The 13,684-nt window shown below is 47.1% G+C and carries 12 protein-coding genes; 9 read left to right on the plus strand and 3 right to left on the minus strand.

Translation table 11 applies throughout. The features are described 5' to 3' along the window. Nucleotides 1–4: 4 nt before the first annotated feature. Complete coding sequence (locus tag AACU59_RS07245) at nt 5–1,240, minus strand: outer membrane protein transport protein (protein ID WP_013868388.1); 1,236 nt, start codon at nt 1,238–1,240, stop codon at nt 5–7. Between the two features lie 225 nt (nt 1,241–1,465). Here AACU59_RS07245 and AACU59_RS07250 point away from each other — a divergent pair, with 225 nt between their 5' ends. Next, on the plus strand, nt 1,466–1,627 hold the full coding sequence (locus tag AACU59_RS07250; RefSeq protein ID WP_017049245.1) for a hypothetical protein: 162 nt from the start codon (nt 1,466–1,468) through the stop codon (nt 1,625–1,627). Here AACU59_RS07250 and AACU59_RS07255 read toward each other — a convergent pair. Next, the gene (locus AACU59_RS07255; protein WP_094144547.1) at nt 1,586–3,634 is read right to left on the minus strand and encodes an alpha-amylase; all 2,049 of its coding nucleotides are present in this window, start codon (nt 3,632–3,634) and stop codon (nt 1,586–1,588) included. The genes AACU59_RS07250 and AACU59_RS07255 overlap by 42 nt on opposite strands. Nucleotides 3,635–3,955: 321 nt before the next feature. Between AACU59_RS07255 and AACU59_RS07260 the strand changes: the two genes are divergently transcribed. From AACU59_RS07260 to AACU59_RS07295, 8 genes are all read left to right on the plus strand, one after another. Then, nucleotides 3,956–4,864, plus strand: coding sequence for an aldo/keto reductase (locus tag AACU59_RS07260; protein WP_017048162.1), 909 nt, complete (start codon nt 3,956–3,958; stop codon nt 4,862–4,864). A 220-nt stretch (nt 4,865–5,084) separates the two neighbouring features. Further along, nucleotides 5,085–5,903, plus strand: coding sequence for a hypothetical protein (locus tag AACU59_RS07265; protein WP_094144548.1), 819 nt, complete (start codon nt 5,085–5,087; stop codon nt 5,901–5,903). 14 nt (nt 5,904–5,917) lie between these two features. Further along, nucleotides 5,918–6,601, plus strand: coding sequence for an ABC transporter ATP-binding protein (locus tag AACU59_RS07270; RefSeq protein ID WP_020477135.1), 684 nt, complete (start codon nt 5,918–5,920; stop codon nt 6,599–6,601). Next, nucleotides 6,589–7,848 carry an ABC transporter permease gene (locus AACU59_RS07275; protein WP_094144549.1) on the plus strand — a complete coding sequence of 420 codons (1,260 nt, stop codon included), beginning with the start codon at nt 6,589–6,591 and terminating at the stop codon, nt 7,846–7,848. Before AACU59_RS07270 ends, AACU59_RS07275 begins: the two co-directional genes overlap by 13 nt. Beyond that, on the plus strand, nt 7,841–8,602 hold the full coding sequence (locus tag AACU59_RS07280; RefSeq protein ID WP_019282639.1) for an outer membrane lipoprotein-sorting protein: 762 nt from the start codon (nt 7,841–7,843) through the stop codon (nt 8,600–8,602). The genes AACU59_RS07275 and AACU59_RS07280 overlap by 8 nt, the downstream gene beginning before the upstream one ends. A gap of 1 nt (nt 8,603) precedes the next feature. Beyond that, nucleotides 8,604–9,905 carry a hypothetical protein gene (locus AACU59_RS07285; RefSeq protein ID WP_094144550.1) on the plus strand — a complete coding sequence of 434 codons (1,302 nt, stop codon included), beginning with the start codon at nt 8,604–8,606 and terminating at the stop codon, nt 9,903–9,905. Then, entirely contained in the window at nt 9,905–10,957 is a 1,053-nt protein-coding gene (locus tag AACU59_RS07290) for a sensor histidine kinase (RefSeq protein ID WP_017042182.1), read from the plus strand. Before AACU59_RS07285 ends, AACU59_RS07290 begins: the two co-directional genes overlap by 1 nt. Beyond that, a complete protein-coding gene (locus AACU59_RS07295; protein WP_017042183.1) occupies nt 10,954–11,742 on the plus strand; it encodes a LytR/AlgR family response regulator transcription factor in 789 nt (262 codons plus the stop codon). Before AACU59_RS07290 ends, AACU59_RS07295 begins: the two co-directional genes overlap by 4 nt. Before the next feature lie 34 nt (nt 11,743–11,776). Here the strand turns inward: AACU59_RS07295 and AACU59_RS07300 are convergent, their stop codons facing one another. Then, nucleotides 11,777–13,363 (minus strand): EAL domain-containing protein, encoded by a 1,587-nt coding sequence (locus AACU59_RS07300; protein WP_088729382.1) that lies wholly within the window; start codon nt 13,361–13,363, stop codon nt 11,777–11,779. Nucleotides 13,364–13,684: the final 321 nt, after the last annotated feature.

A 13,684-nucleotide genomic window follows, 5' to 3' on the forward strand; every position in this document is an offset into this window, starting at 1 on the left:
GAGTTTAGTTGAACGTGTAGTTAAGTTGAATAGCGCTAAGGTAAGCAGTCCCTTGCGATTCAAACGTCAATGTTTCATTGAGTTTGTTGGTTTCGGTAAACGTGCCGCTTTTACTTTTCACCAGTGCAAAACCCGCATCAATGGATAGCGAGTCGCTGATCACGTAGCTCACGCCCGCTGAATACCAATAACGGTCGCTATCTGGAATACTCAATGTGGCTTCGCCAGCTTGTTCATCAAAAGCAAAACCGGCGCGTAATGTCCAAGTCGAGTTTAATTGATAAGTTGAACCCAATGACCAACGGCCACTGTCTTCATACTTTTCAGACTTATAAAAACACTCTCCGTTGGTACATTGTGATGATGTTGCCTTTAACTCTTTGAATGAACTCCAGTCGGTACGTTGGTACCCGTAATGCAACGCCACGCTATCAGTGAGTTGGTGAAATGCGGAAACTTCCCACATCGCAGGTAGCGTGATTTTTAAACGTCCTTCAACAACAGCGTTTGTTGCAACACCTGAGCTATAGCTTGAAAACTCACCATCATCAAAATCCAGATCAACAGCAGAGCGGTAAGCAAAACCGACACGGTGGTTTTGGTTGAACTCATATAAGCTACCTATGTTCCAGCCCAAAGCCACGGTTTCTCCAGTCATTCCGACTAGGTTGTCAGAGGCAGAGCCGCCAGTAAATACCGCTAAAGCACCTTTATGTCGTGTCAGTTTTGCTTCGGCATAGACGAGGTTAATACCCGCAGCGAGACTAAGCTGTTCGTTAACACGGTAGGCAATATTCGGGTTTAAATTGACAGAAAGAAGAGAAGTATCGCCTGCAAGATCACCTGCATAAATATCATTAGGGTAGTCTGTAGCTACGCCGTAAGTAGTGAATATTCCCATCCCCCAAGCCCATTTTTCATTGATTGGACTGACGTAGTAAGCCGCGGGAACGACTTGCAGTGGCGCAACATCGTTCATTTTCTGTTGGTTTTTCACATCATATACATCAACCTCTGGGTCAACGATGGACAGTGCACCAGAAAACTGCGTCGTATCAAACCGTGTCATGGCTGCGGGGTTGTGTGCAATCACACTCGCGTTATCGGCCACCGCTCCTTCACCAGAGAAAGCACGTCCTAGCCCTGAGGCTGAATGCTCTGCCACTTGGAAGCCTGCAGAGTGAACATTAAACGCTGTCAATATTGATAGCGCGAGTAGCGTGCGGGGTTTGATGATCATTCTCGACCTCCTAAGGCCTTGTTATGGTAATGGCATTGTAATGCGAGATGTTAATTTTGTGTTGTTGATATGTCAAAGAAAATGATGTCTTTATTTCAATTGGCGGCGAATGATAGTGTGTAAGTATTTGTAAATCAAATGAAAAGTTGACAGTTTTGGTATGACCAGTAGGGTTGTGCTTATTTGGCGGGTTAATTGGTTTAGCTTGTGCTAAAGTTAATTTTTATGCTTCAACACGTTCATAATATTGATGTTTTGGTGGGTGAGTTTAAATTATTTGACCAAAAAAATGGTGAAGAAACAGAGGCAGTCACTATGGTGTTTGCAACTACCTCTGTGGTGGGTTTAACGGCCAACAAAAGCAATAACGACACGGTCATTATTTAACGTTCTAGAGAACAGATAGGCATTTTGCTGTTCAATCTCATGATGAATGCCTGCGCCAATGGCAGGGTGTGATTGACGAAATTGGCCTAGCGTTTGCCAATGCTTCAGCAGCGCTTGTCGCTCTTCATCCAGTGACCACACCATGTCAGAACGCGTGCCTTGGTGAAAATCATCGGTGTAAGGGCCAACTTGACGTGCGACTTCATCACCGTAGTAAATTTGCACCGCACCCGGTGCGAGAAGCAATGCATTGGCGGCATTACGCTGCATTTCAAAGGAGTTAAAACGGCTAAAAAACAGCTCGGTATCGTGAGAAGAGAGGTAGCTCACGGGGGTAAAATCTGGGTATTTCGCTAGCGTTTGCGCGTAGTCGCGGTACACCATCGCCATTTGGCTTAAGCAGGCTGCGCCTTTATCGACTCTTTTTTGCATATCAAAGTTGATCAGTGCATCAAAGCCATCATCAAAATAGGGGCTGCGGTAAGCTGAATGGCCCCATACTTCGCCCATCATCCAAAAGGGTTGCCCTTGCTGCCCGTTTTGCTCACGCCAAACATCTAAACTGCGTGATGCCTCGCTTTTTAAGCGTCGCCATACCTCGCCTTCCACATGTTTTACGGTGTCGACGCGGTAACCATCAATACCAAAGCGTTTTACCCAATCGGTTTGCCACTCAATTAAGTAATCGGCAACGCTATACTGTTCGCGCGCTACCACGCGAGTGCCGGGGTTATTAAGTAGCCACTGCGGCGGCGTCACCGCTTGTGTTGATTCAGTGCGAAAATCCGGTAAGCCGGCCAGCGTCATCGTGATATCGCTAGATCCGGGTTTCTGGTAGCCGGGCAACCCAGCGCGAACCCAATCCTTGCCCCACCACAGCGACCAGTTGGCGCTTTGATAATCAATGGATTGATTGTAGCTGTGCCAGTTTTCTTCAGCTTTCGGCATCCAATCAACCCATTTTTGCGGTAAATTTTGGGGATTAACCACCTCAATCTGATCAAATTGCAGGTCAGCCAAGGTGGCGTAGCCGGAATGGTTGAGCACCGCATCGAGCAAGATTTTTATGCCTCGTTTATGCGCTTCAGTGACCAGCGTTTTGAGATCCTCCTCATCACCAAAATTTTGATCGATCTTGGTAAAATCACGCGTCCAGTAACCGTGATAGGCATAAAAAGGGAACGAGCCACTGTCACCACCGCCGACAAAACCGTGCACCTGTTCCACAATCGGCGAAAGCCAAATCGCGTCGGTGCCTAAGCTTTTGATGTAATCGAGTTTGGCAATCACACCTTTTAGGTCGCCACCGTGGAAGGTACCCACTTCTTCTTTGCCATCTTTTTTACGGCCATAGCTATTGTCGTTACTGGGGTCACCATTGTTGAATCTGTCCACCATCACAAAGTAAATCGTGGCATTGCGGTAGGTAAAGGGTTCGCTGGCGGCATCCGTTGCGGGGGCAAGCAGCACCAATCCACCACTGGTTGGTGACGGCATTAAGGTGACTTGGCTATTTTTCACGCTGAGGATTTGGCCGGTAAATGTCTCTTTTAGTCGTGTGCCATCGGGGAACGTATTGCCCAGTTGTAAGGTCACTTCACCGCCTTGGTACTGCTCGCACGAAACACTCGGTATCGGCCGTTTAAATTTGCTAGTAGTGGATTTTTTGGCTTGTCGGACAAAGGTTAAGGTCTGCTGCTCGTCGTCATAAGCGAAGGCGTAATCGCCAGTGAAACGTATCGTCAGCGGCAGTTCGGTTTCTTGTCCACAATTGAGGGCGATGGGCGCGTTGAATTTGATGCTCTGCTGAGCTGGCGCGCTGCACTGGCCCTCAATCCCTGACACTTTTATTGTGTAGCTTTCTTTGGTCAAGGGAATGACTAAAGGCGTTTTCGCATCCAGCGGAAAGTCGCGGCTAGTCGTGGTGGTCGAAATGGTCAGATTGGGCGCGGCAAACACAACAGGCGCGGCAGCGCAAAGTGCGAGTGTTAACGTTGAGAATTTCATGCTCTATCCTTGGCCTTCATGGGTTAGGGTGATTTGTTTTTGCATTATCGTCAGTCGCTGTAGGGCGAGGTGCTTCATCGCTAACAATAAAAGCAGAGAGAGAAGTTGACATCATTCTTGTGCCTAAGCCTTAAGAATTTGGCGTTGATCACAAAGCATGGCTTGGGGGCGTAGAAGCGATGAATTTTCCAGCGATATAAATTGTCAACGTGTAGTGAATCTCACAACTTCGGCGCGTAATCTTAACTTATTCGGTAGATTCATTGAGCCGTCATCGAAACCTGCTTAGGATGACGGCAATTAAGTCAAAGGAGACAACCAATGGTTGCTAAAGTAACAATCGCGCCGCAAGGGCCAGATTTTTCAGAGCTAGTACAAGGTTATTGGCGTTTGGCAGATTGGGGCATGACGCCACAACAGCGTTTAACGTTTTTAAAACAGCACATTGAATTGGGCATTAGCACGGTTGACCATGCGGATATTTATGGTAACTACCAGTGCGAGAAACTGTTTGGTGAAGCCTTAGCGCTGGAGCCCGCGCTGCGCGAGCAGATCCAAATCGTCACTAAGTGTGATATCAATTTGTGTGGCGCAAAAACGCCGCAGCGTAAGATAAACCACTACGATACCAGTTCTGCGCATATCTATCAGTCGGTCAATAATTCGCTGGAACGACTTGGTGTGAGCGAAATCGATCTGCTGTTGATCCACCGCCCAGATGCCTTGATGGATGCCGATGAAGTCGCCGAAGCGTTTTCTGAACTGCGCAAAGTGGGCAAAGTGAAGCACTTTGGTGTGTCGAACTTTAGCCCGCGCCAGTTTGAACTGCTGCAATCTCGCCTAGGTAAACCGTTAGTGACCAACCAAGTGGAGATGAACCCGCTCAATTTCGATGTGGTGCACGATGGCACTTTGGATCATTTGCAAACGCAGCGCATTCGCCCAATGGCTTGGTCTTGTTTAGCTGGTGGCGAGATTTTTAACGGCCAGACTGAACAAGCTCAACGTGTGCGCAGTGAGCTAGAAGCGATCGCCCAAGAGATCGGCGCAGACAGTATTGATCAGGTTATTTACGCTTGGGTACTGCGTCTGCCTTCTAAGCCGCTGCCGATTATTGGCTCTGGTAAAATTGACCGCGTCAAAGCGGCAATTGCTGCGCTTGATTTAGAGCTGACCCGCGAGCAGTGGTATCGGGTTTGGGTCGCCGCCAAAGGGCATGGCGTGCCATAGAGCGGATGTTTTTTGGAACAGGTGCTTTTTAGAACAGATGCTTTTGAAAACAGATGTTTTTGCCCCGCGATACGCTTTTCGTATTGCTATTATTTCAGTATTACGATTAGGTATTAATCTCACTCTCCCAACCAGCCCTCAGTGGCTGGTTTTTTTGTCTACTTCCCATTCACGTCATCCAGCCTGCCATTAACGCTGCATAATCCCCCTTTATCGCAAAGTGGCGCATCTGGCCTATTTGCTGCGTAATCTGTCGTCATCAAGCAAATTTCATCACCAACGAATGAAAGGGACCATCATGATGACGACATTTTCTTATTCACGCTCACTTCGCAACCTGCTACTCAGTGTCGGGTTGCTGCTAAGCATCACGGCTGTTCAAGCTAATCCAAGCGACGCTTTAATTATGCAGTACAACCAAGCGGCCGAAGGCGACAGTGACAAAGTGGAGCTTGTGCTTCACCAACTAGAGCAGTTGATTAAACAGCAAGGGGCCAAACCGCTCAGCTTAGCTTATCTGGGCAGTGCACAAACCCTGCAAGGGCGTGATGCATTCATGCCTTGGAATAAGATGAGATACGTCGAAGAGGGCTTGGCCACCATAGACAAAGGCCTGACTTTACTCAGCAATCACCCGCAGCCGCTTGCTGAACAAGAGCGCGTCATGGGGCTGCCGGATAGCTATTTAACGCGCGCGGTTTCGGCCGCGACTTACACCTCACTGCCCGATATGTTCAACCATTTTGAGCGTGGTTATGATTTGTATCTCGACCTTCTTGTTGAACCCGAATTTACTGCACAACCTTTTGCCGCCACTGCTTGGGTTTATCGATACGCCATTCAAGCCGCCCTTCGTGCCAACGACATTCCTCAAGCAGAGCAATGGCTTGCCCAGATGCAAAACCATCAGAAGCAAGGTAAGCAAGTTGACAACCAGCCAGCGGAGCATCCGCAAATCATCCAAGCCAAGGCTTTGATTACAAATGCGTTGATTGAAAACGGATTGACTGAAAAAACGCATGAATTGAAAAGCGAATGAGGGAGGGCAACAAAATGCTACGATTTGAACAGATCAGTAAAACCTATCAATTAGGCATGCAGCCGCTGCTGGCGTTGAGCGCGGTGAATGGCGAAGTCAAACAAGGTGAAATGCTAGCGCTGTGCGGCCCGTCAGGTTCGGGAAAAAGCACTTTGCTCAATATCTTGGGGTTGCTTGATCAAGATTACCAAGGTGACATTGAACTGGCGGGTTACCCTTACCCAACCGATCCAAGAGAAGCGGCGGCGCTACGCCGCAAAAAATTAGGCTTCGTTTTCCAAAAATTCAACTTAGTTCCGGTGATGACAGCGGCGGAAAATATTGCTTACCCATTGATGCTAAATGGCTACAGCCTGCGCGATCAGCGTACTTTAACGCGCACTATGCTGGCCAAAGTGGGGTTAGAAACGCTGGCTCACCACCGGCCGGATCACCTTTCAGGCGGTCAGCAACAGCGCGTAGCCATTGCGCGCGCGCTGATCCATAACCCTGAAATGGTGATTGCCGACGAACCGACCGCCAGTTTAGACAGCCATACCGCCAATGTGGTGATCGACATCATGAAAAGCCTTGGACACGAAATGGGCACCACTTTTATTGTGGCTACGCACGACGCGCGCATGGCCAACCGCTGCGACCGAACCTTGCAGCTTGTGGATGGCAAAGTGATTCAGGAGGCGATGAAATGGGCAAGCTGATTTCTATGGAATGGCGTATGGCGGCGCTGAATTTACTGCGCAATCGCCGCCGCAGCCTGCTTTCGGTATTGATTATTGCCATTGCTGTTTTCGCATTGACCAGCGCCGGAGGATTTGGCCTTTACACTTACCAAGCACTGCGCGAATCCACTGCGCGCGACACCGGGCATTTAACGCTCAGCCAACCGGGCTTTTTTGAGCAAGATGAAGAGTCGCCACTGGCTAATGGGATTGCCGACAGTGCGTTGATTGTTAAGCGATTAATCGACGATAAGCGGATACGAGGCATTCAGCCACGCATTGAGTTTAGCGGGTTGGTCTCTAACGGTAGCAAATCGACCATTTTTGTCGGTTCCGGCGTTAACCATAAAGAGTTTGATATGAAAGGGCCATTTTTGGACGTTCGCCAAGGCAAAACCTTGTCCAATATTGACTCCCCTCGATTTGATGCGAGTGAGCCAGAAGTGATGCTGGCGGTGGATCTCGCCAAAAACTTAAATGTTTCGATTGGCGACTGGGTTACTTTACTGACCAGTACCGCTGATGGCGCGCTCAACGCGGTTGATTTCAAAGTGCACGGCATCTATTCCACGGGTGTGCCTGAATTGGATAAACGCCAATTGTATCTGCACATTCAATCGGCCTCTGAGCTGTTAGCTTCGAATAAAGTGAGCACCTTATCGCTGTTTTTGTTTAGCACCGAACAGACAGAAAGCATGCGGCATTGGGTTGAAAACAAACTGTCATTAATGAGCCTTCGCCAAGCGATTCAAGTGACGCCTTGGCAGCAGCGCGCGTTTTTTTATCAAAAAGTAAAAGATCTTTACGATCGCATCTTCGGCATCATGGGCTTGGTGATGGGGTTGGTGGTCTTCGTCGCGCTATTTAACACCTTAACCATGTCGGTCACGGAGAGAACACGTGAAATCGGAACGCTGTCGGCGCTTGGCACTTACCCAAATGAAATCGTCGCCAGCTTCATACGCGAAGCCGTACTGCTAGCCATTTTAGGCACGCTGGTGGGTGCGGCATTCAATGCCCTAGCAAGCGTGTTATTGATGGTAGTCGATGTGCAAATGCCACCACCACCAGGACGCACGGAAGGGTATCCTTTACATATTTATTTTTCATGGGAATTGGTTCTGCTGAGTGCGCTTGGCGTACTGAGCATTTGTATTGCAGCGGCTTGGTTGTCGGCACGCAAAGGAGTCAACAAGCCAATCACGGAGGCACTGGCTTATGTATAAATGGATGATGTTATTACTGATCACGCTTAGCGGTGGCTACTCGGCCGCTGGCTGGGCGGCGCTGGATGCAGGGCAAATGACCAAAAACGCCGACCAATATCGCCTTGGTTACAGCGCGGCCAAAGTCGTCTCTTTGGTGTCGCTTTATGAACGTGGTGAGCTCGATAAAACGCGTCAATATCACGTGTATACCAAAGCCAATCGCGACTCGTTAGTGGTGTTCAAATCCTCCGTTGAAGCGGGGCAAAAAATGCTGATGCTCGATGAAAACTACTGGTTGTTGATGCCAAAAAGCCGCCGCCCTATTCGTATTACGCCAATGCAAAAACTGCTTGGTGAGGCTTCGGTGGGCGATATTTCAACACTGACGTGGAGCGAGGATTACCAAAGTCAATTGATGGGTGAAGAGCAGATAGAAACACCCAGTGGTCAACCTTACCTGACGCATAAGTTGTCATTACTGGCTGTCACAGAAGGGGCGAACTACCAGCAAATTATCTTATGGTTGGATAAAGAGAACGATTTCCCAATCAAAGCTTCTTTGTATTTACGCTCTGGAAAACTGGCCAAGCAGGCTTGGTTTCGCGCTGGTGAAAAAGAGGGACGAATGCGCGTAACCAGTATGACGCTGCTTGATCAAATTCAACCGACCAAAAAAACGGTGGTTGAGTATCAACACATCGAGCCCATGGAGCTAGATGAAAAATATTACAACCCCGCCTATCTGACTCGTAACAGTCTATCGGAGTTATGAGATGAAGCGTGTTGCGTTCGCTTTTTTAACCAGTGTATTGAGCTTAGCTGCGCGGGCAGAAGCCCCCAGTTTTGATTGGGATTGGGTAATGAGCGCATCCACCACGGCGCATCGCGACAGCCTTTTTTTTCCTAGTAATCAAGCGCGCGATACGCAGCAGATTGAGGCGTTATTGGATGTAGAAATGAGGTGGCATGGCTGGTTGGGTCTAGTGGCTATCAAACAAAACGCCTTGTGGAGTAGCGATGCACAGCAGCACGCCGACAGCGAGTTCATTCTACAAGAACTGTTTTGGCAAGGCAGCCTAGTGCTGGCTGATGTGCCGTTTGAGCTGACACTAGGAAAAGTGCGCTTGGATTGGGGAGTGGGCTACGGTTATCGTCCGCTTGATCTCTTTCAGCCTTATCGCCGCAATCCGGTCGGTATTCAGGTAGAAGAGGGGGCCGGAACGCTCTCTGCTTCTTATTATGATCAGCAAGGTGAATGGACGATTTTTTATGCAGATTCCTCTTGGACAGAGCAGCAAGGCAGCGAGTTACAACAAATGACCGAACAACAAGGGGCGGGCGTAAGGCGTTATCAGTTGATGGGCAATGCCGAATGGCAGGCGATTGCTTACTATGATGACGTTCGACGCGGCGTGCTGGGTAGCTCGTTTGTTACTGTGCTCACTGACGCATGGGAAGTGCATGCGTCAGCGCTCTATCAGCGTCATTATTTGGCGTACCAACAGCCCAGCGCGTTGGCTCAAGCAGCTTACTCTCAACAACATGAGATTGAATCGTGCATGGCTCTTGAATCACGAACGCAAGGCTATCAGGCACTGGTAGGGTTCAACTGGTCGGGAAGTGATGGGCAAAGCGTCATTGCAGAATATTGGTTCGACAGTCGCAGTTGGGGAAAAGAGCAGTGGCAACAAGCGCAGACTAACGCGGATTCGGTTCGTTATCAGCATAATCAAGCGTTAGGTTGGTCTTACGCACAAGGCTATAACCACGTGAATCTCGTGCAGCATAATGTGATGTTGCATGCTTCGTTAGATAGCCAAGCTTGGCGTCATTGGCCGTGGAGCCAGAGTATTGAATGGTTGCAAGGTTTAGTGCCGACACTTGATGTGCTGATTGCACCGCAAGATGGCGGCGTGATCGCTACCCAATGGCTCAATTACTCAGTGTACGATTCGGGTACAGCCTCTATCGAAATCGAACTGGCCGCACGTTTTATGACTGGGCCTGCTGACTCTACATATGCAAACTTACCAGATAAGCATATGATTCTATTAAATATGAAAGGGAAATTCTAATGTGCGAGAAAGTTGAGATTCGAAATCTTGCCAAAAGCTTGTTATTTACTTCGCTGTTTTGTGTGGTGATCGCCTTTACCACTCAGGCTATTTGGCCCAGTGACATCACGTTGCACTTAGCAATAAGCTTTGGCTACGGTTACAGTGCAGTGGCCATTGCTCACTTACTGAGTCGCTTCGCACCGCAGTTGTCCGCACGCTTAGTGAACGTTTTTTCGCTCACGGGGTCGATGATTTTCGGTACGTTACACGCTTATTTATGGCTTAGTAAATACGCGCACTTTAGTCATTTTTCAGCAATGAAACCGGTGATTTTTCTCGGTTTCGTTTTTACTGGCGTTTGCTTTTTCTACTTCTACGCGCATGAACAAAAGCTGATTGCTGAAAAAGCGCTGGAAGCCTCCAAACGGCGTCAATCTGAACAAGAGAAAGCCTTGATTTTGAGCCAGTTGCAGCAGTTACAAAGTCAAATTGAACCCCATTTCTTATTTAATACGCTTGCCAATATCAGCGTGTTGATTGGCTCTGAGCCTTATAAAGCGCAAATGATGCTCGAAAAACTAACCGACTTATTGCGTGGGTCGCTGCGTAGTAACCGCAATCGCACCACAACGCTACGTGAAGAGTTACATTTAGTCGATGCGTATTTGGGTATTCAAAAAATTCGTTTAGGTGATCGGCTGGATTATGAGATTGCAATGCCTGGCGCAGCGGATGACATTCCTTTGCCGCCGATGCTGTTACAACCTTTGGTTGAGAATGCTGTTAGCCATGGTATTGAGCCTAAAGCCGCGGGGGGAAAAGTGACCATCAAAAGTGAAATTTATGACGAGTGGTTTGAAGTCAGTGTCTGTGACAGTGGCATTGGATTACAGCCGAGTGCTCTTTCAGCAGGACATGGTATTGCGTTGGATAATATTCGCCAGCGCTTAAGCGGCCTATTCGCTGATGATGCGTGTCTCACTATCGCCCAAAATCATGATGCTGGCGTGACGGCAACGATTAGAATAAAGCGGCTATTGTTGGACCAACTACAAGGAAGTGCCACATGAGTACTGTCTCTGCGACCGCTATTATTGCTGATGATGAACCGTTATTGCGGCATCATTTAAACCGTGCATTAGGAGAAGTGTGGCCAGAGCTCGATATTGTCGCGCAAGCCGAAAATGGACGCGTGGCATTGTCCATGATCGAGCAGCATCAGCCTGAGGTGGCCTTTATTGATATTCGAATGCCAGAAATGGATGGTATGTCGCTCGCAAGGCAATTGGCTGGTTTGGCAAAGCCACCACTGATTGTATTTATCACCGCCTATGACGAGTATGCCATTCAAGCTTTTGAAGCCAATGCGGCGGATTATTTATTGAAACCGCTTTCTGAAGCGCGTTTAGTGCAGTGCTGTACTAAGTTGCAGCTAAGATTAGCCGAGCATTCTTCTGAGCGACAATTACCTGATTTGCAAACCCTTTTACAGCAGATACAGCATATAAGCCAACAGGCATCGCCGTCGTTTTTAAGCTGGTTAAAAGTTCAAAAAGGTGAAGATATTCACCTGATTTCGGTGGCGGATATGTTGTACGCTAAAGCCGAAGACAAATATTTATCCATATACGTAAAGAGTGATTCTGGAGTGCAGGAGTTCTTACTGCGCAGTTCATTGAAAGAGTTGCTGCAGCAGCTTGACCCGAATCAGTTTTGGCAAATCCACCGTTCAACGGCAGTGAATGTTGCCAAGATAGATAAAGTGAAAAAAGAGTTCACGGGTAAAATGTACGTCTTGATTGGTCCTGATAAGTTACCCGTCAGCCGTGCGCTGCAAGCTCAATTTAAGTCGTAACTGAATTTAAACCGTCGTTCGATTGATCGCGTGATTAGCGGTGTGCGATCTGCTTGGCGGACAGGGTAAATTGGAAGAAAGCATCCACAGACATAGGTTCAGAATAATAAAAACCTTGGATGTAACGTACACCCAACAGCTCTAATTCTCTCACCTGATCTTGGTTCTCAACGCCCTCAGCAATCAGCCGCATGTTCAATTGCTTTGCTAGTTTAATCATCGACACTAACACCGAAGTAATGGCTGAATTTTGATGCAAGCTTTTAATAAACACTTGATCAATTTTGAGAGTGTGGAAGTCGTGTTGGTGGATAAAATTTAAACCCGAGTAGCCAGTGCCAAAATCGTCAATGGCGATTTTAAAGCCTAGCTGTTTCAGTCGTTGTAAGTTTTCCATGGCTAACTTCAACTCGTCCACGTTGAAATGGTTGTCTTCGGTGATCTCTAGCAGAAGTCGTGGAACAATCGCTGGGTGTTTTGTCGCGTAGCGTTTCATGTAATCCATAAAGTAATTATCAATGATCAATAACCGGCTGATGTTGATGCTGATGTATTGATCGTGCAACGCATGTTTGTGCTGCTCCACACATTCTGTCACCAATTTCAACACACGGTAGGTGATTTGGTGAATCACGCCAATACGCTCTGACAACGGGATAAAAATGGTGGGTGAAATATAGCCTTGAGAGGGTTCATTCCAACGCAGTAGCGCTTCGCTACCAACAATTCTATTCTCGGTAATGTCGACGATCGGTTGTAAATAGAGTTCCAACTGATGGTTTGATATTGCCTCTCTCAAAGAGACTTCTAAGGTATTTCGGCTGAGGTAATAGTTGTGATAAGCAAGATAAATCAAAGAGATAATACTTGCTGTAAGCAAGACAAGCCATAAGTTATCGAGAAAATGGTAAGCATAAGATCCGTTATTTAAGTAGATCTGAATTGAGAGTGGGTAATGCTCGGATTTAAAGAGAAAGCTAGTATGAGCAGAATCGATCTCTTCCTGATCACTGCGAATACTTTGGCTTAACACGTTGACCTGATAGCCGTAGTGCCATTTGGCAAGTTTAGGAGCGACTAGGTTCATAAACTGTTCTGGAGGCATCAGTGCATTGAGGCCGCTCATATCTGGCTGTGAAGCATAGACAAAAAATGTTTGCTCTTTACTGCGAGATTTTGTTAATGAAATGGTCGTATTCGTTGGAGATTGTTTAAGCCTGTCAAGAATATGTTTGTACAAATGAATGGTGGTATGGCCTTCATTGCTGGTGCAAAAAATAGTCCCGTGAGCGTTGTACATGCCCACTTCTTTGACCATTTTCGAGCGAAATACATAGCTCCTCAGAGCAATGATGTCTTCTCTTTGGCAGTGCTTTGAAATGTTTTTACTTAACTGGTTCAGTTCATCCGACGTTTGATTGATGTGATGTTCCAGTTGTGTAATGGCTTGTTCACCGAAACGGGTTGCCAGCCGATTAGTGTCGTAAAAGTTTTTAATTATCGCCAAAGCGAACACAAAAAAGAAAATACCCAAAATAGGTGCGAATGTGCTTACCTTTGTCGACAGTATTCCTTTTGCTATGCTAAATGTGCTCGGTGAACTGTCATTATTATTGTGCATTACAGACAGTGCTCATAGGTTATTACCAGTAAAAATCAGTATTGCTTTGATGTTGATTACTATAAGTAATTAATCCCTAAACGTAACCTAAGTAACCGTCTCAAAAATGAGATGATGTGCAGTAATCTGCTTGCCAATCTCTTTGCTAAACGTCTCTAATTTCATATTTTTCTTAATATACAAGCCGATAGGTTTTCTTATGTGGCGTTTCGCTAGCCAGACTCTGTTTTGACGCTAGTGATGCTTTAACGCACAATTATGCTCAGTGATGTAATTTACATAAATATAAATTTGCATAATCAATTGCGACTAAAATAACAG

The organism is Vibrio sp. V23_P3S9T160 (genome assembly GCF_963886625.1).
GTDB classification, from domain to species: Bacteria; Pseudomonadota; Gammaproteobacteria; order Enterobacterales; family Vibrionaceae; genus Vibrio; species Vibrio anguillarum.

What these genes read in the sequence shown, in the direction of transcription:
- AACU59_RS07245 (WP_013868388.1), bottom strand. Translation starts at nt 1,240, where the DNA reads ATGATCATCAAACCCCGCACGCTACTCGCGCTATCAATATTGACAGCG.
- AACU59_RS07250 (WP_017049245.1), top strand. Translation starts at nt 1,466, where the DNA reads ATGCTTCAACACGTTCATAATATTGATGTTTTGGTGGGTGAGTTTAAA.
- AACU59_RS07255 (WP_094144547.1), bottom strand. Translation starts at nt 3,634, where the DNA reads ATGAAATTCTCAACGTTAACACTCGCACTTTGCGCTGCCGCGCCTGTT.
- AACU59_RS07260 (WP_017048162.1), top strand. Translation starts at nt 3,956, where the DNA reads ATGGTTGCTAAAGTAACAATCGCGCCGCAAGGGCCAGATTTTTCAGAG.
- AACU59_RS07270 (WP_020477135.1), top strand. Translation starts at nt 5,918, where the DNA reads ATGCTACGATTTGAACAGATCAGTAAAACCTATCAATTAGGCATGCAG.
- AACU59_RS07275 (WP_094144549.1), top strand. Translation starts at nt 6,589, where the DNA reads ATGGGCAAGCTGATTTCTATGGAATGGCGTATGGCGGCGCTGAATTTA.
- AACU59_RS07280 (WP_019282639.1), top strand. Translation starts at nt 7,841, where the DNA reads ATGTATAAATGGATGATGTTATTACTGATCACGCTTAGCGGTGGCTAC.
- AACU59_RS07285 (WP_094144550.1), top strand. Translation starts at nt 8,604, where the DNA reads ATGAAGCGTGTTGCGTTCGCTTTTTTAACCAGTGTATTGAGCTTAGCT.
- AACU59_RS07290 (WP_017042182.1), top strand. Translation starts at nt 9,905, where the DNA reads ATGTGCGAGAAAGTTGAGATTCGAAATCTTGCCAAAAGCTTGTTATTT.
- AACU59_RS07295 (WP_017042183.1), top strand. Translation starts at nt 10,954, where the DNA reads ATGAGTACTGTCTCTGCGACCGCTATTATTGCTGATGATGAACCGTTA.
- AACU59_RS07300 (WP_088729382.1), bottom strand. Translation starts at nt 13,363, where the DNA reads ATGCACAATAATAATGACAGTTCACCGAGCACATTTAGCATAGCAAAA.